Source organism: Sphingopyxis sp. (genome assembly GCF_965227415.1).
Lineage (GTDB): Bacteria > Pseudomonadota > Alphaproteobacteria > Sphingomonadales > Sphingomonadaceae > Sphingopyxis.
Genome location: NZ_OZ245749.1, coordinates 1,918,662 through 1,934,218, shown reverse-complemented (window position 1 = coordinate 1,934,218; position 15,557 = coordinate 1,918,662). Strand labels below are relative to the sequence as shown.

Annotated in this window: 17 protein-coding genes, 1 tRNA gene and 1 pseudogene; 8 read left to right on the top strand and 11 right to left on the bottom strand. The window is 63.4% G+C overall.

Annotation, left to right across the window (positions count from 1 at the left end):
- Positions 1-8: 8 nt before the first annotated feature.
- Entirely contained in the window at positions 9-1,541 is a 1,533-nt protein-coding gene (locus ACO055_RS09480; protein WP_422062341.1) for a class I adenylate-forming enzyme family protein, read from the bottom strand.
- A 157-nt stretch (positions 1,542-1,698) separates the two neighbouring features.
- Here ACO055_RS09480 and ACO055_RS09475 point away from each other — a divergent pair, with 157 nt between their 5' ends.
- Genes ACO055_RS09475 through ACO055_RS09465 form a run of 3 tightly spaced genes read left to right on the top strand, consistent with a single transcriptional unit; the run spans position 1,699 to position 4,655 of the window.
- Positions 1,699-3,225 carry an acyl-CoA synthetase gene (locus ACO055_RS09475; RefSeq protein ID WP_422062340.1) on the top strand — a complete coding sequence of 509 codons (1,527 nt, stop codon included), beginning with the start codon at positions 1,699-1,701 and terminating at the stop codon, positions 3,223-3,225.
- 3 nt (positions 3,226-3,228) lie between these two features.
- The gene (locus ACO055_RS09470) at positions 3,229-3,840 is read left to right on the top strand and encodes a 2-hydroxychromene-2-carboxylate isomerase (RefSeq protein ID WP_422062339.1); all 612 of its coding nucleotides are present in this window, start codon (positions 3,229-3,231) and stop codon (positions 3,838-3,840) included.
- 11 nt (positions 3,841-3,851) lie between these two features.
- Positions 3,852-4,655, top strand: coding sequence for a crotonase/enoyl-CoA hydratase family protein (locus ACO055_RS09465; RefSeq protein ID WP_422062338.1), 804 nt, complete (start codon positions 3,852-3,854; stop codon positions 4,653-4,655).
- Positions 4,656-4,679: 24 nt separating this feature from the next.
- Here ACO055_RS09465 and ACO055_RS09460 read toward each other — a convergent pair whose 3' ends face one another.
- From ACO055_RS09460 to ACO055_RS09435, 6 genes are read right to left on the bottom strand one after another with little or no spacing between them, the layout of a single operon-like run.
- The gene (locus ACO055_RS09460) at positions 4,680-5,372 is read right to left on the bottom strand and encodes an ATP12 family chaperone protein (RefSeq protein ID WP_422062337.1); all 693 of its coding nucleotides are present in this window, start codon (positions 5,370-5,372) and stop codon (positions 4,680-4,682) included.
- On the bottom strand, positions 5,369-5,605 hold the full coding sequence (locus tag ACO055_RS09455; RefSeq protein ID WP_422062336.1) for a hypothetical protein: 237 nt from the start codon (positions 5,603-5,605) through the stop codon (positions 5,369-5,371). The genes ACO055_RS09460 and ACO055_RS09455 overlap by 4 nt, the downstream gene beginning before the upstream one ends.
- Complete coding sequence (locus tag ACO055_RS09450; RefSeq protein WP_422062335.1) at positions 5,602-6,225, bottom strand: FMN-binding negative transcriptional regulator; 624 nt, start codon at positions 6,223-6,225, stop codon at positions 5,602-5,604. Before ACO055_RS09450 ends, ACO055_RS09455 begins: the two co-directional genes overlap by 4 nt.
- Positions 6,225-7,460 carry an RluA family pseudouridine synthase gene (locus tag ACO055_RS09445; protein ID WP_422062334.1) on the bottom strand — a complete coding sequence of 412 codons (1,236 nt, stop codon included), beginning with the start codon at positions 7,458-7,460 and terminating at the stop codon, positions 6,225-6,227. The genes ACO055_RS09450 and ACO055_RS09445 overlap by 1 nt, the downstream gene beginning before the upstream one ends.
- Entirely contained in the window at positions 7,457-7,837 is a 381-nt protein-coding gene (gene crcB / locus ACO055_RS09440) for a fluoride efflux transporter CrcB (RefSeq protein WP_422062333.1), read from the bottom strand. The genes ACO055_RS09445 and crcB overlap by 4 nt, the downstream gene beginning before the upstream one ends.
- A gap of 46 nt (positions 7,838-7,883) precedes the next feature.
- Positions 7,884-8,459 carry a thermonuclease family protein gene (locus tag ACO055_RS09435; RefSeq protein WP_422062332.1) on the bottom strand — a complete coding sequence of 192 codons (576 nt, stop codon included), beginning with the start codon at positions 8,457-8,459 and terminating at the stop codon, positions 7,884-7,886.
- A 233-nt stretch (positions 8,460-8,692) separates the two neighbouring features.
- Between ACO055_RS09435 and ACO055_RS09430 the strand changes: the two genes are divergently transcribed.
- The 3 genes from ACO055_RS09430 to ACO055_RS09420 all read left to right on the top strand — a co-directional run bounded on the left by ACO055_RS09430 (position 8,693) and on the right by ACO055_RS09420 (position 9,842).
- Positions 8,693-8,956 carry a hypothetical protein gene (locus ACO055_RS09430; RefSeq protein WP_422062331.1) on the top strand — a complete coding sequence of 88 codons (264 nt, stop codon included), beginning with the start codon at positions 8,693-8,695 and terminating at the stop codon, positions 8,954-8,956.
- Positions 8,957-9,049: 93 nt separating this feature from the next.
- Complete coding sequence (locus ACO055_RS09425) at positions 9,050-9,715, top strand: hypothetical protein (protein WP_422062330.1); 666 nt, start codon at positions 9,050-9,052, stop codon at positions 9,713-9,715.
- A gap of 51 nt (positions 9,716-9,766) precedes the next feature.
- Positions 9,767-9,842 (top strand) — tRNA-Val (locus tag ACO055_RS09420).
- Positions 9,843-10,088: 246 nt separating this feature from the next.
- Here the strand turns inward: ACO055_RS09420 and ACO055_RS09415 are convergent.
- The 3 genes from ACO055_RS09415 to ACO055_RS09405 are packed head-to-tail and all read right to left on the bottom strand — an operon-like array spanning position 10,089 to position 12,303.
- The gene (locus tag ACO055_RS09415) at positions 10,089-11,630 is read right to left on the bottom strand and encodes a recombinase family protein (protein ID WP_422062329.1); all 1,542 of its coding nucleotides are present in this window, start codon (positions 11,628-11,630) and stop codon (positions 10,089-10,091) included.
- Positions 11,627-12,067 carry a DUF2924 domain-containing protein gene (locus ACO055_RS09410; RefSeq protein ID WP_422062328.1) on the bottom strand — a complete coding sequence of 147 codons (441 nt, stop codon included), beginning with the start codon at positions 12,065-12,067 and terminating at the stop codon, positions 11,627-11,629. Before ACO055_RS09410 ends, ACO055_RS09415 begins: the two co-directional genes overlap by 4 nt.
- Positions 12,068-12,069: 2 nt before the next feature.
- Complete coding sequence (locus tag ACO055_RS09405; protein ID WP_422062327.1) at positions 12,070-12,303, bottom strand: DUF3489 domain-containing protein; 234 nt, start codon at positions 12,301-12,303, stop codon at positions 12,070-12,072.
- Between the two features lie 128 nt (positions 12,304-12,431).
- Here ACO055_RS09405 and ACO055_RS09400 point away from each other — a divergent pair, with 128 nt between their 5' ends.
- On the top strand, positions 12,432-12,719 hold the full coding sequence (locus ACO055_RS09400) for a hypothetical protein (protein ID WP_422062326.1): 288 nt from the start codon (positions 12,432-12,434) through the stop codon (positions 12,717-12,719).
- 536 nt (positions 12,720-13,255) lie between these two features.
- A pseudogene (locus tag ACO055_RS09395) lies at positions 13,256-13,576 on the top strand (ATP-binding protein); the annotation flags it as partial.
- A gap of 686 nt (positions 13,577-14,262) precedes the next feature.
- Here the strand turns inward: ACO055_RS09395 and ACO055_RS09390 are convergent.
- The gene (locus ACO055_RS09390; RefSeq protein ID WP_422062325.1) at positions 14,263-15,486 is read right to left on the bottom strand and encodes a phosphoribosyltransferase-like protein; all 1,224 of its coding nucleotides are present in this window, start codon (positions 15,484-15,486) and stop codon (positions 14,263-14,265) included.
- Between the last annotated feature and the right edge of the window lie 71 nt (positions 15,487-15,557).

Genomic DNA, 15,557 nt, shown 5'->3' with positions numbered 1-15,557 from the left:
GACCACCGCTATCGTGCGTAGGCATCCCGCAATTCGCGCTTCAACACCTTGCCGATCGCGCTGCGCGGCAGCTCGTCGACGACCGTGATCGCGCTCAGCCGCTGCGTCTTGCCGACCTTGGCATTGCAATCGGCGCGCACGGCTTCGGCCTCGACGCCGGGTTTCAGCACGACGAAAGCGACCGGCGTCTCGCCCCATTCCTCGCTCGGCATGCCGACGACCGCGGCTTCGACGACGCGCTCGTCGGTCAGCAAAATGCCCTCGAGGTCACTTGGAAAGATGTTGAACCCGCCCGATATGATCATGTCCTTCGCGCGGTCCATCAGCGTCAGGAAACCATCCTCGTCGATGCGCCCGATGTCGCCATGGCGATAGAAGAGCGTCCCGTCGGCGTCGTACCAGTGCATCGCCTTGGTGGCATCGGGCCGGTTGTTGTACCCCGTCATCATCGACGGCGATCGGCCGACCAACTCGCCGACCGATCCTTGCGGCAGTTCGTTGCCGTCCTCGTCGATCACCTTCGCGACATGCCCCGGCGACGCCTTTCCGACCGTGGCGAGCTTGTCGGGGAATTGATGCGCTTCCAGAATGAACGTCGCGCCGCCTTCGGTCATGCCGTAAATCTCGACCAGCCCGCCGGGCCAGCGTTTCAGCACATCGGCCTTCAACGTCGCGGCGAAGGGGGCCGAGGTGCAATATTTCATGATGAAGCTCGACAGGTCGAAACGGTCAAAATCGTCGAGCGCCATGATGCGGCGGTACTGCACGGGCACCAGCATCGTATTCGTCGCCCGCTCGCGCTCGGCCAGCTCCAGGAAACCGCGTGCGTCGAACTTCTTCATCAGCACGACCTGCCCGCCCGATCCGACGGTTGGCAGGAAGCTCGCCATCGTGGTGTTCGAATAGAGCGGCGTCGAGAGGATCGTCACGGCCTTCGCGCCAAACGCCGGGGCGCCGCGCTGGATGTGCTGGAACCGCATCGCGTGGCTGTGGACGATGCCTTTCGGCGTGCCGGTGGTGCCCGACGAATAGATGATGTTGAAGCCGTCGAGCGGATCGATCGCGACCGCTTCGGGCCTGGTGCCGACGGGCGCCATCCAGGCAGTGATCGGCGTCCCGGCGGCGCTGCCGTCCATCGCGATGCGGTCAGTCGCGGTGACGGTCTGCCCTTCGAGGCTCGCCGATGCTGCGGTATCGAGGAACAGGTGGCGCGCGCCGGTATCGGCGATCATCGCCGCCATCTGCTCGCCGGTGGCGCTGTTGGTGATCAGCCCCGCGACGCCGCCCGCGCGCAGCGTGCCCAGAATCACCGCCATCTGCTCGACGCTGTTCAGGCCGGCAACGGCGGTGCGGTCACCCTTGGCGAAGCCGTCGGCCTGCAATCGCGCCGCGATGCGGTCCATCGTTTCGTCGAGTTCGGACCAGCTCAGCCGCCGCTCGGCATCGGCGGCAGCGATGTCGCCGGGGCGCTCGGCCGCATGCGCGCGGACAAGGTCGGGCAGGGTGGCGAATTCGCTCTGAAGAATCTTGTGACTGGTCATGCGCAGACGGTTAGCACAGGAAGGGCGCGGTGCAATGCCGACAGCAACGGCAGCGATGCGGCCGCGCCACTCGGCCCAGCTTGCTTGACCGAAAGTTTCAGTTTGCTACGGGTCCTGGACATAAACAAACCAACAAGCCCCCTGGAGACGATCGCCGATGCATCCCTCGACCTATGCCAGCACCACGCCCGACAAGCCTGCGATCATCGTCGCGGGAACTGGCGAGACGATCAGCTATGCCGAGCTCGACGCTGCGTCGAATCGCGCGGCCCAGCTGTTTCGCGCGCACGGCCTCGGACATGACGATGTCGTCGCCTTCATGCTCGAAAACACGCCACATTATTACGGGCTAACCTGGGGCGCGCAGCGCGCCGGGCTGCGCTATGTGTGCATTTCGTCGCGGCTGACGCAGGACGAGACCGACTATATTCTGGAAAATTCGGGCGCGAAGATCCTGATCGTCTCGGCCGACTTGGGCCCCGCAGCGCAGCAGCTGAAGACGCGGATCACCCGCTATTCGATGGGCGGCGATATCGCGGGCTGGCCGAAGATCGAGGACGAACTTGCCAGGATGCCCGCCGAGCGCATCGCCGACGAGCGTGCCGGGGTCGACATGCTCTACTCGTCGGGCACCACCGGGCGGCCCAAGGGCGTGCGCGTGCCGCTGCCCGAGGATCCGGCCATCGATGCACCGAACAGCCTTGTCCTGCTCGCCTCCGCGGCCTTCGGGATCAGCGCCGACAGCATCTATCTGTCGCCCGCGCCGCTTTATCACGCGGCGCCGCTCCGCTGGTCGATGACGATCCACCGGCTCGGCGGCACTGTGGTGCTGATGAAGAAGTTCGACCCCGAGGCCGCGCTCGCCGCGATCCAGCATTATCGCTGCAATGCGGCCCAGTTCGTGCCGACGCATTTCGTGCGCATGCTCAAGCTCCCCGACGCGGTTCGCGCGCAATATGACGTGACCTCGATGAAGGGCGCGATCCACGCCGCCGCGCCCTGTCCGGTGCCGGTCAAACAGGCGATGATCGACTGGTGGGGGCCGGTGCTGCTCGAATATTATGCCGGATCCGAAGGCAATGGCATGACCTTCGCCACCAGCCAGGACTGGCTCGCGCACAAGGGCACCGTCGGCCGCCCGATCATGGGCGCGCTCCACATCGTCGGCGAGGACAATGAAACCGAACTGCCCGTCGGCGAAGAAGGCGCGGTCTTCTTCGAAAGCGAAAATGTCTTTGAATATCATGACGATCCGGAAAAGACGGCGTCGAGCCGCAATGCCAAAGGCTGGTCGACGCTGGGCGACGTGGGCAAAGTTGACGACGAAGGCTTCCTCTACCTCACCGACCGCAAGAGCTTCATGATCATCTCGGGCGGCGTGAACATCTACCCGCAGGAGATCGAGAATCATCTCGTGACGCATCCGAAGGTCGCCGATGTCGCAGTCGTCGGGGGGCCGCACGAAGAGATGGGCGAGGAAGTGATCGCGGTGATCCAGCCTGCCGACATGGCCGATGCGACCGATGCATTCCGCGACGAGCTGATCACCTATGCGCGCGAAAAGCTGTCGGGCGTGAAGATCCCGCGCCGGATCGACTTCCTCGAAGCGCTGCCGCGGCACGACACGGGCAAGCTCTACAAGCGCCTGCTTCGCGACCAATATTGGGACAAGGCAAAGGCCTGAACGATGGCGCGGCACCTGGAATTCTTCTTCGATCTGTCGAGTCCGTGGACATGCCTCGCATTCCACAATCTGCCGGGCGTTCTGGAACGCACCGGCGCGACAGCGACCTATCGCCCGATTCTGGTCGGCGGCGTGTTCAACGCCGTGAACCCCGCCGTCTATGCCGCGCGCGAACAGGCCGACAACCGGCGGCTGCAGCATAGCTGGAAAGTGCTGAACGACTGGGCGCGGCTCGCCGGCGTGCCGATGAATTTCCCGTCGCAGTGGCACCCGGCAAAGAGCGTGCAGGCGATGCGCTTCGCCGCGGCGCTCGAGGAGGATCAGGCGGCGCTGGTGCGGTTCGCGCGGGCAGCTTTCGCAAGCTATTTCGACCGGCAGGAAAATCTCGACGATCCCGATATACTCGAGGCTGTCGCAAATGCCGAGGGGCTGGACGGCGCGGCGATCCGCGCTGCGGCGGGCACCGATGCTGTAAAGGCGCGTCTCCGCGCGAATACCGAGGAAGTCGTCGCCCGCGGCGGTTATGGGTCGCCGACGATGTTCGTCGACGGCACCGACATGTATTTCGGCAACGATCAACTGCCGCTCGTCGAAGCGGCGCTAACGGCCAAGTGAAGGACTCTCCGATGAAGGACCGCATCTCGATCACCATGCTGGACGACGGCATCGCCGATGTCCGGCTGATCCGCGCCGACAAGATGAACGCGCTCGACACGGAAATGTGGACGGCGCTTTCCGAAGCGATCGACGAACTCAAGACCAAACCGGGTTTGCGCGTCGTCGTGCTGTCGGGCGAGGGCCGGGCCTTTTGCGCCGGGCTCGACCTGTCGAGCCTCAGCGCCGAGCGCGATCCGGGCGCGAGCAGCGCCGGGGGCACGCTGTCCGACCGCACCCGCGGCCTCTCGAACAATGCGCAATATGCTGCGTGGGGCTGGCGCGAGATTCCGGTGCCGGTGATCGCGGCGGTGCATGGCGTCGCCTTTGGCGCAGGCAGCCAGATCATGGCGGCGGCCGACATTCGTATCGTCCACCCCGACACGCGCCTCGCGATCATGGAGATGCGCTGGGGTCTCGTCCCCGATGTTGCGGGAATGGCGCTTTGGCGGACGCAGGTCGCCGACGACGTGCTGCGCGAGATGATCTACACCAATCGCGAATTCACCGGCTCCGAGGCAAAGATCCTGGGATTTGCGACGCATCTCTCCGACGATCCGCTTGCCAAGGCGATGGAACTTGCGGCGGTCATCGCCAACAAGAACCCGCACGCGATCCGGGGGGCAAAGCGCCTGTGCAACATGCTCGCCGATGCGACCGACGCCGAAATATTGCAGGCCGAAAGCGACGAGCAGGTGAAGGTCATCCGCACACCCAACCAGATGGAGGCGGTGATGGCGCATATGGAAAAGCGGAAACCGAACTTCGCCGACTGACGGCGCGTCAATCGAGTACGGACCCTAATCGAGCAGCGTCAGAAACCGTACCGCATCGTCCCAGTCGCGCTTGTGCGCTGCCCGCTGCGCCTGTGCCTCTGCATCGGCGCCCCAGCGGCGTTCCTGATAAAGCTCGTCGAGGCTGACCGCATCCCACAACCCTCCGGCGTCGAATGCTTGCTCGACGCTGGCGAGTCCCGCCACCAGCGATCCGCCGATGGTCACCAGCTTCGTCAGCGCCGCCATCCGCCACGGGTCGACCGCGAATGTCGCCTCGCGCAGCGCCGCAACCGTCTCGGCCGGCTGGTCGATGGGCAGAATGCCCTGCGTGATGGTGAACTCGACCCCATAGCGCGCCTCGGCCCAGGCAAGCAGCGGGTTCCATGCCGCGACCTGCTCGGCCTGCAAGGCTGCATCACGATCGTCGCGGTAACAGAACAGGTCGGTCGCGGCATAAGCGGCGATCGGTTCGGCGAACGCTGTCGGATCGGGCGACGCCAGGTCGATCGCGGCGTTGGAAAGCCCGGTCATCGGCATCGCGGCAGCGTCGATCGTTTCGCCCTGCGCCAACCATTCGGCGGCAATGGCGTCGGCGAGGGCCAGCTTTGCGACCACCAACGGCGCGCGGCGCGGTGTGCGCACGGGGCGCTCGTCCAGCGCGATGCCCCAGCCGCCGTCCTGCACGACGGCTTCGGCCTTTTCCCAGAATCGCTTCATAGATCTTTGGGCGACCGCCAGCGGCGCGCGAGGAGGCGCGGCATGATCGCGAAATCGAAGACACCGACGATCACGACCGCAACGCCGATCCAGCGATCGGTCGGCTGCCCCGCGAGCGTCCACGCGCCGCGGATCAGAATGAAGCCTGCAAGGATGAACAGCGCGCCCATCAGGCGCATCGCCGACAAGGCGAAGAATCGCTTCTTGGCGAGCGCGTCGTCGGGCTGGTTCATATGTTTTCCTTATCGCCGCCGAGCTGGCGCATCAAATGGGCGACAGCGCCATGACCGCTCGCCTCGACCTTGGCCGCCAGCCGCTCGCGTTCGTCCGCGGGCTTGTTCTGCGACAGCTTGAGCGTCGGCCGCCACGCGGTGATGCGCATTTCAAAGCCGGTGATCGCGCCGGTCAGCCTGCCGAAATAATTCGGATCCATCTTCTCGCGCGTCCATGGCGGGCTTTCTCCGACCCGCGCTTCGTGCAACGCCGACAAGGCGTCCAGCTGCGCAACGAGCCCGCCATCGTCGAGCTTTCGCGCCGTACCTTCCATTTCGACGGCAATATAGTTCCACGTCGGCACCGCCATCGCGGCGTCGGCGTACCAGTTGGCGCTGATATAGGCGTCGGGACCCTGCACCACGACCAGCGCATTCGCGCCGTCGAGATGCTTGGTCAGCCCGTTGCCGCGCGCGAGATGGAATTGCAGCGTCGTCGCGTCGTCGCCGAGCACCACGGGCGCGTGCGCGACGCGCGGGCCGTCGGGGGTGCCTGCAAAGATGGCCGCAAATCCGATCTCACGCACGAACAGCGCGGCCAGATCGTCCTGCTGCGGGCGAAAGGCGGGATTGGGATGCATCAGCGAACCTTGGGCGGGCGCGGCTTTTTCGGGCTTGCGCGCTTGGCGGCGAGGGGCTTCGCGGCTGGCTTGCCGGTCCCCGGTTTCGCCGTCGCCGTCGCCTTCGCCTTCACCTTGGGCTTGCCGACCTGGTCGGTTGGCTTGCTCGTCGCGGTGCGCCCGCGCCGTTCGCCGCGCCGTGCCTTGCGGATCTGCTTGCTGTGCGCCTTTGCCGCTGCCTTCACCGCCGCTTTCGGAGGCGGGCCGCGCTCGCCGGTCTCGATCCCGACATCGCCGAGCATCCGGTCGAATCCTATCGCGTCCAGGCTCGCGGCGAAATGTTCGGGCACCTCGGCGCTGATGTCGATCGCGCCGCCGTCGGGATGGTCGATGCGCAGGCGGCGGCTGTGAAGGTGCAGCTTGCGACTGATCGCGCCGGTCAGGAAGGCGCCTTTGCCGCCATATTTTCCGTCGCCGACGATCGGGTGGCCGATCGCCGCCATATGGACGCGCAGCTGGTGGGTGCGGCCAGTGAGCGGTTGCAATTCGACCCACGCGGCGCTGTTCCCGGCGCGTTCGATCACGCGATAGCGGGTCTTCGAAACAAGGCCTTTTTCATCGACGTGCATCTTCTCGCCGCCCGAACCGGGTTGCTTGGCGAGCGGCAGGTCGATCTCGCCCTGCTGGATGTCGGGGACACCGACGATCAGCGCCCAATAGGTCTTGCGCGCGCTGCGGTTCGAGAAACTCTTGGCAAAATAGGCGGCGGCGCGCGGCGTGCGTGCGATCAGCAGCGCGCCCGACGTGTCCTTGTCGAGCCGGTGGACGAGCTTCGGCCGGACCGGACCGTCGAACTTCAGCGCATCGAGCAGGCCGTCGACATGCTGTTCGGTCTTGGTACCGCCCTGCGTCGCGAGACCTGGCGGCTTGTTCAGAACCAGCGCGCCCGCGTCGCGGTGGATCACCATCGATTCGGCGAGTTCGACGTCGGCGTCGGTCAGCGGACGGCCCTTGCGCGCGGGACGCGCGGCGGTTTCGACCGGCGGGGTCGGCATGACGAGCGTCTGCCCCGTCGCGATGCGATCCGAGACATCGGCCTTCTTCCCGTCCAGCGTCAGCTGCCCCGACCGCGCCCAGCGCGCGAGTAGCGCGTGCGGCGTTCCCGGCCGGTGGCGTTTGAACCAGCGGTCGAGCCGGATGCCATCGTCTTCCTCGGCGATGATCGCGCCGTCCTGGCTGGTTTGCGAGGCGCTCATGCCGGCACCTGCCGCAGCGCGAGAAGTCCAAGCCCGCAGGCAAGGATCGCACCGATCACCGACGCCAGGACATAGGCGGCGGCCTGCCCCGTCTGCCCACGTTCGAACAGCGTCCAGAATTCGATGCTGAACGAGGAAAAGGTCGTGAACCCCCCGAGCACGCCGACGCCAAGGAACAGGCGCGCGGTATCGCCGCCCGCATGGCTCCGCGCGAGCGTGCCGATCAGCAATCCCATCAGCAGGCTGCCCGCGATATTGATCGACAGCGTCCACCAGGGAAAGCCGGGACCGAGGCGCGCGAGCATCGCTTGCCCGACGAGGTGCCGGGTGCCCGCGCCGAGCGCGCCGCCGATCATCACTGGAAAAAGGCCGTTCATAGCCGACGCCCTAGCCGCAAAAGGCCGCGAGGCAAAGCCGAGTCGATCAGGGATCGAGAGCGCCGAGCGCGGTGGCGGGTCGCGCGTGCGTCGCGCGCCAGTCGGCAGGCGCCACGAAACCGCCCTGCCAGATACCGCGCTGCTTCGCCTGCGCTTCGCCTTCCTCGACCAGATAGGCGTCGCTCGTCGCGATCGCCCAGCCCAGTCGCACCATTTCTGCGCCAACGTCGATGCCATCGGGGAAAGGCAGCGTGCGGCATGAGGCGAGCGTGCGGTGATAGGCGTCCTTGGCGGCCAGTTCGCAATGGAGCGGGCCGTTTCCCGCCAGCTTTTCCAGCGCAGCGCGCGCCTCGTGTCCGCACGACCAGCGGCTGCCGTTGCCGCGACCGCAATCCTGCCGGTACTCGACCGCGTCGAGGCCGGTCAGCCGGATCGTCGTCGTCGCATCGCCCTGCTTCACGGTCAGGCTGTCGCCGTCGATCACATGGACGACCGGCACCGCCGCCACCGGCGTGGGCATCGCGACCCAGACGGCCCAGCCGAGCGCCAGGAGCAGGCTCATCGCGGCGAGCGACCGGAGGCGCCGGCGCCAGCGCATGCGGGTAAGGGGCGAGAGCGACATATCCATCGACTGACGGGTAGGCCGCGGCTTGGCAAGGCGAAGAAACAGTTGACGGGGAGAACAAACAGTGTCCAGAATGGACCAAACGCCTTCCGCTCCAGTCGAGCCGACGCCCGCACTTTGTTCGTCTGAGTCCGAAACGGCGGCAAATGGGAACGAACGAAAGGCAAGTATCGCCGAAATGAGGGCATACGGACACCGGGATGGAGCGAGAGGGCAGCAGGGAGCGCGGCATGGAACAGGCGATGCAGATCCGATCGGCGACACCGCACGCTCTGCCGACATCCTTTGGCGCCGAAGCGGACGGAAATCGGACGCGCGGGCCGCTTTCGTCGCTGCTTTTCATTGCAGCGGCGGCGAATGCGTCTGATCTGGATTTGATCGAAGGCGTCCGGCTTGCTGCGGCGGTACCGTCGGCGCAGGCGGCGGACCATATCCATGCGATGCTCGCCATCGACATCGTTTGGTGGGCGCAGGCCGCAGCGATCGATGACTAGGTCTTCGCCGATGTTTGCGCGGCAGCGGCGCAAAAGGGGTGTCATCTGATTTGCGAAACCTCGCTGGAGGCGCTCGACCGCTTCGTTGCGGTGGTGCCCGAGGATGTTCGCGTCGAATGGCTTGTCGATGCCGAAGCGACCGACCGGCGCGCCGCGTTGGCGGCGGCGCAGCGCGAACGGTATCAGGTCGTGTACGAAACCACCCGCGATCCCGCGATGGAACGCATCGACCGGTTGCAGGAAGAGGTCGCGCGCATCTCGCGCTTGCTCGAGCATCTCGCGGGTCAGCGTGGCGGGCTTTCGGGGACGCCTGCCGGCTATCCTTCGTCCGAAGGAGACTATGGCGACTATGCCGGGACTATCCGCGCGCCGGGGCGGGATTTCACGCAGATGCCGCGCAGCTTCGTTCCCGAAGAATGGACGCGCGAGCGCCAGCGGGCGAAAGCAGTGCGGCGGATGCTGCGCCAGCGGCGGATGCGCGAGCAATATTTTCCTGCCGACCTGTTTGCCGACCCCGCCTGGGATATGCTGCTCGATCTCTATGCGGCGCGGCTCGAGCGCCAGCCGGTGTCGGTCTCCAGCCTCTGTATCGCCGCTGCGGTTCCTGCGACCACGGCGCTTCGCTGGATCAAGACGATGACCGACGCGGAACTCTTTGTCCGCGAGGCCGATTCGCTGGACGGCCGCCGCATCTTCATCGCGCTGGCCGAAGCGACGTTCGATGCGCTGACGCGCTATTTCGAGGCGCTCGAGGAATAGGGCAAAGCTTGCCAGCAGCGGGAAGCTGTGGCAGGGGCGCCTTCCCTTCGGGGGCGCTTAGCTCAGTTGGTAGAGCATCTCGTTTACACCGAGAGGGTCGGCGGTTCGAGCCCGTCAGCGCCCACCACGCCGTCACTAGTCGACTGCAATCTTCGCGACGCAGTAGTTACGTCGGGGAAAATGTCGCGACATGTTAGTGGCTTAGTGCGCTGTCCATCGTGCGTACCATCGACTTAGAGACGCTTTCGACAGCTGAAATCCGTCGCCATCAGACGCAGATTCTCTGTTCGAGGATTTTGCGGTCGGAGGATGCGTTGCATGAAAGATGCGCATCAGATGCGCATCTTATCCTTTGTTACTGTGCGCGGTGGGTTTATGCGAACCCGAGCATGGCGCGCTGACCTTGCCAATCGATCGGCAGATTATTGGTGCGCGCGAGGAACTGTCGATTGAGGTGCGCGGGCTGCCGCCCATCAAGGATGGCAGTCGTGATATCGGGCGCGAGGTGGGCTAGCCTGAGCAGAGAGCAGAAGTAGGGCGTCGATACCGACATGGAGGTCGCCGCGGCTTCGACCGAGGGGTTCGCTGGATCGGATAACGCCTTGTTGGCTTGATGGGCCCGAACGATCAGTTTGATGAGCGACGCATCGGGACGGGGATGGAGGTAATTTTCCGGAGCCGCAGCAATGCGCTTCTCGCCGCTGCAACGCACCATGGTGGCCGGGATGGATACCGGGCCGTCGCGGTCGATAAACTCGATGTCCACGCGGTCGCGATGGATCGTCACTTTCCGCACCGACGCGAGTACCAGCTCTCGGGCTGGACGTGGGCCATCCCAACTTACGCCGGACTGCTGCCGAAGCTGATGGATGAGCAGGTTCTCTATATCACCGGCCGGGACACGCACGACAGGCAGGTCCAAGCGCTGCTTGTCCTTCTGGCTGATATAATAGCGGTAGCGAACCCCGCTTTTGTTTGCGTGATTGGGTGTAAGGCGGCGCCCGTCGCCATCCCAGATGATCCCGGCGAAGAGGCTTGGGTGTTCGGCATAGGCTGCATGCTTCTGTTTGACTTGGTTGCCCGTCAGACGGTTGGCCACCTCCTCGAATGTATCGGCGTCGATGATCGCATCATGCTCGCCAGGATAGGATTTACCGCGGTGCGTTACCTCGCCGCGATAGATCCGGCTGCGGAGCATTTGATACAGGCCACCCCGGCTGAAATTATTGTCGCCGTAATTGCGACCATCCTTGAGCATCCGTGACTTCGTCAATATTCCATCGGCAGCCAGCTCAGCCTGGAGGTCGTAAACGGAACCGAGGGCGAGATAGCGTTCGAAGATATGGCGCACCCGCGCCGCCTCGTCGGGCACGATCACGAGCTTACGGTCTTTGACTTCGTATCCCAGTGGCACCGTGCCGCCCATCCACATGCCTCGCGCTTTGGACGCCGCAATCTTGTCGCGAATACGCTCACCGGTCACTTCGCGCTCGAATTGAGCGAAGGACAGCAGGACGTTGAGCGTGAGCCGGCCCATGCTGTTTGTCGTGTTGAACGCCTGCGTCACACTCACGAATGATGCGCCATGCTTGTCGAGCACGTCGACGATGCGCGCAAAATCGGCGAGGCTTCGGGTAAGCCGGTCGACCTTATAGACGACGATGATGTCGACCTTCCCGGCCTCAACGTCTTCCAGCAGTTGTTGGAGGCCCGGCCGGTCCATTGATCCGCCTGAGTATCCGCCGTCGTCGTATAGCTCCCCGGTCGGCTCCCAACCTTCGTGCGTCTGGCTGAGAATGTAGGCGCCGCAGGCTTCGCGCTGAGCGTCGAGGCTGTTGAAGCTCTGGTCAAGGCCCTCGTCTGTGGATTTGCGGGTGTAGATCGCACAGCGACGGCGCGAGCATTGCGGTTTCATGAGGCGACCTTTCGCGTGAGCCCGAAGAATCTTGGACCCGACCATGCGGCACCGGTGATCTGGCGAGCGATATGGGTTAGCGACGAGTGATGCTGTCCTTCGAACTCGAACCCTTGGTCGATCACGGTGACGGTGTAAGCTTTTCCGTGCCAGTGGCGGACCAACTGCGAGCCTGGCTTCAGGGATCGGTCTGCGGCCATTTCCAGGTCGCCGTCGCTGTCAAGCTGTCCGGCGAGGCGGTCAAGTTCCCGCACTCGGGCCGGCGACAACCCTCCCTGCATCTTCTCCTGCAGGCGCCATGCGATGCTTCGAGCAAGTTGGCTGGACGTGAGGCCCTCGGTCAGCGGCTGTCCGCGGTTCAATCGCCGCCATTCCGCACGCAGCCGGGCTGGCGACAAAGTCGCCAGCCCGGCCAGTTGTTCCTCGATGCGCGCCATGATTAGCGCTCGATGCGCCAGCATGTGTCGCCGTTCGTGCGACACTCGCGGACGAGAGTGATGCCCTTCTTACGTATACCGGTCAGAAATGCACGGGTGGTATGCGGCTGCCACGCGGTCGCGTCGGTGAGTTCGGCAAGCGTCGCGCCCTTGGTGCGCGCGAGCAGCTTTTGCACCGTGGCTGCCTTGGTCTGCGGGCGGGCGAGTGATGCGGCGATCAAAACGTCTTCGGTCATATGAGGTCTCCAGTGGCGCCGACCCGATGTCGGTCCCACTGAGACATGCTCCGGATCCTGCTGGGTCGGAGCCTTGCGCCACCGTTCTCGCGCACCAACACCAATGCTTGCAGCGGCGACGAAGTCGAATGGAATATTCGCAACAGACTAAAAAGCTGCGTCTGGACTTCCGCAGCGTGTCGCGGCGTGGTCGCCCAATGGACGATACAGACGAACTTCTCGCTCAGCTTTGCACACGGATCGGCATCATGATGGAGGACGCCAGCGCCGTCGCCATCACTGGTGCTATGATGACAGCCGACGAACGAAACCGTGCAGTTTTGGAGGTTGCCGACGCGGCATCCCGCATCGCTGCGTTATCGGAGGCTGCAGTGTCACTAATCAACCAAGGAACTGTTGCAGCACCGCATCACTGAAAGATGATTCCGTTACGGCAGCCTAATTTTGATAGCGCTGGCCAAGAGTCGGTGTATGCGCCGCAATGCGACCCAAGTGGAGAGCTTTCTCCATTCAACTCTGGCGGCCCGACTGGGCCGCCATTTTTGTTCGGCTGCTTTGCGCCTGAAGTCAGTCTTTAGTCGCCAATCCACAGCGACCCGAAAGCAGCCTATTCCGTTGGGGGAGAAATGAAAACGGTCTCATCATGCTTGCTGCGTCCACAACGTCGTGTGGATCTGGGATTGTGGCATGTCCAAGACGAATGCCACGCTGAATCGCGCTCGTGTGATAGCAACGTAAAGTTTTGTAAGCGACTTCTCGACGTGCCTCACCTCTCCGGTAGTGAGCCACTTAAGGGTTGGGCCATGTGGGAAGATAAGCACCCGGTCGAATGTCATTCCCTTGGAATCCCCAAAATTGAAAGCACGGTGAGGCTCGCATTTGGTCACCGCTGAGAAGCGCAAAACCTGTGGCGCAAAGATGTCTACATACTTTCCGATATCGGCACTCCGAACTGGTGACACGCCTCGAAGAGGAGACCCGGATCGGCAAGGGCGGGACCCTGGCGGCGCAGCTGTCGCGGCTCGACCTGATCGTGCTCGACGAGCTTGGATATCTGCCGTTCGCACGCTCGGGAGGGCAGTTGCTGTTCCACCTCATCAGCAAGCTTTATGAGCGCACCAGCGTCATCATCACCACGAACCTCGCGTTCGGCGAGTGGCCTACCGTCTTCGGCGATCCCAAGATGACCACGGCGCTGCTCGACCGCGTCACCCACCACTGCGATATCGTCGAGACGGGCAACGATAGCTGGCGCTTCAAAAACCGCAGCTGACCGCCACCTTCGCCGCCTTCAAAAATCTATCTTGCGCTGCGTGCGCCTCCGGTCGGGCTACGCCCGACCTCCGCCGCACGCAGCGCAAGGCTCACCTCAACAAACCCCCATCATATCCGCAAGGGGGTCCTTCTTCGACGCCGATCGGGGGTCCCGTTTGAACGCCGTTTGACATGCTCGCCGTATGGACCGTATGGCGAGCGAGAATATTCTTTGAAATCCAGCGTTGGACCTCGAGAAGAATCGGTTCGGGCGCTGCTATTAATCGTTGTCCACCGCTTCGTTTCCGAATGACGAACGGCTTATAGCCGTCATGCCCGCGGCTCACGATGCTGCGCAAATATCCGTAAGGTGCGCCGGTGAGATGTGCGAGGTGCTTTAGTGAGAGGATCGGGAGAAAACCGCGCCGTTCAACCTCGCGCGCTTGCGCTAGCGCGTTGTCGATAGTTTCTGCGGACAGGCCCAGCAACCTTGCCTGTTCACGATATTGGTGGGGCGAGACAGTAGTCATTTACTTTGGTCACCTCGCGTGACGTCGGCAAGGGAGACGGCTTGAGGCCCCGAGAGGGGAAGTCTCCCTTGCCGCCGGCGCGTTTGGCGGCTGCTTTTTCCAGCCGGCTACGACGTAGCCGGCCGCCCGTTTTACCGGAAGGACGCCGACGGTTCCCCGCCGGCAACTCTAAACGCTAACGCCCCGCCCTCAACTTTTGTGGATAATAGGGAATGCTGCTTCCATTCAACTGAAAATTGTCGGCAGCGAGGCGTACCGTCCGGAATTGACCCAGTTCGCGTCTGCCTCGGTCCGTAAGATGTAGGCGTTGATCAATCAGTTCAAACGATTGACACAGATTGGCCGCCCGCCTGACCTCCGGAAGTGCAAGTCCTGTAAGCTCTGCTACCAGCTCGCGGCTGCGCGCCCGTCTTCCTACAGCGGTGAGCACTAACATCATGTCTCTCGCATCGTTGGACGGAAGCTGAGACCATAATATGGCAGCATGTGCGGGCTGGCGCAGGCGCCGCAGAGCCGAAGCCTGTTTCCGCTCGTCATTGTCTTGTCCGAACTGCGCATGGATATCGAGCGGAACGCCTTTGTCCATGAAGAACGGGAACCAAGAGGGATGACCATATCGGAACTCCTGCCAGAGGATCGTGGGCAGATTGTTGGGCGCGCAGTGTGAAAAGGCGAGAAGCGAACCAGTGCTGTCATAGCCGAATGACGGAGATATCAGTCGGTCCGACAGATAAGTTCGGCAAAGCCGTTTGACGGATTCGACATCTGCCGGATCCCATTTTCGATTGGCAATTGTCGGACAAACCTTGTGGATGTGAACTTTGTCCGGGCCGAAGACGATCTCAAGTCGCCGAAGGGCTCTGGGCGTCGCTGAATAAACCGCGACGTGAAACTCGATGAGTCCGTACGAAACCCAGCTCTGCAGTGTCTTGTGCTTCCGAAGCCCTCTAAGAAATCGGGTGATCCGATGTCCGGAGCCTGAAAAATCATCAACCAAGACGATCGTATGGCACTTCGCCGCTCGCATGTTGCGCAGGCTCGGCGATCCGAGAAATGGCTTAGGCCAAGTCTCGGCGCGGTGAGCGCCTGTCAGTATGTTTGCAATGATCGCCTCGCTGCCGGGGAAGGACGCGGTAGGGAGCAGGCGCGGCTTGGCGTCGCGCCCATTCGGATAATAGCCTTGATCATAGTCTAGTTCGCGCACCGGAACGAGCGCGATCGGTGTCGCAAGTTCATCACGAAGAGTTTGAATGAGCTCCGTCAATGCAATTCGCAGCTCATCCTGACCGACGAGTTCGAGCGCGTCGAGCAACAGCGTGGCAGTGGCCCGCTCATCCTCGCGGAAGTTTGAAAGCCAGTTGCGGCCGCGTTGTGTGTCGCTCAAAAGCATTGCGGTCATCTTCCTTGCAGGTTGCCGATGGCTTGCCAACCATGCGCTCATCTGACTTGGCGAAGCAGGATATGTCTCGC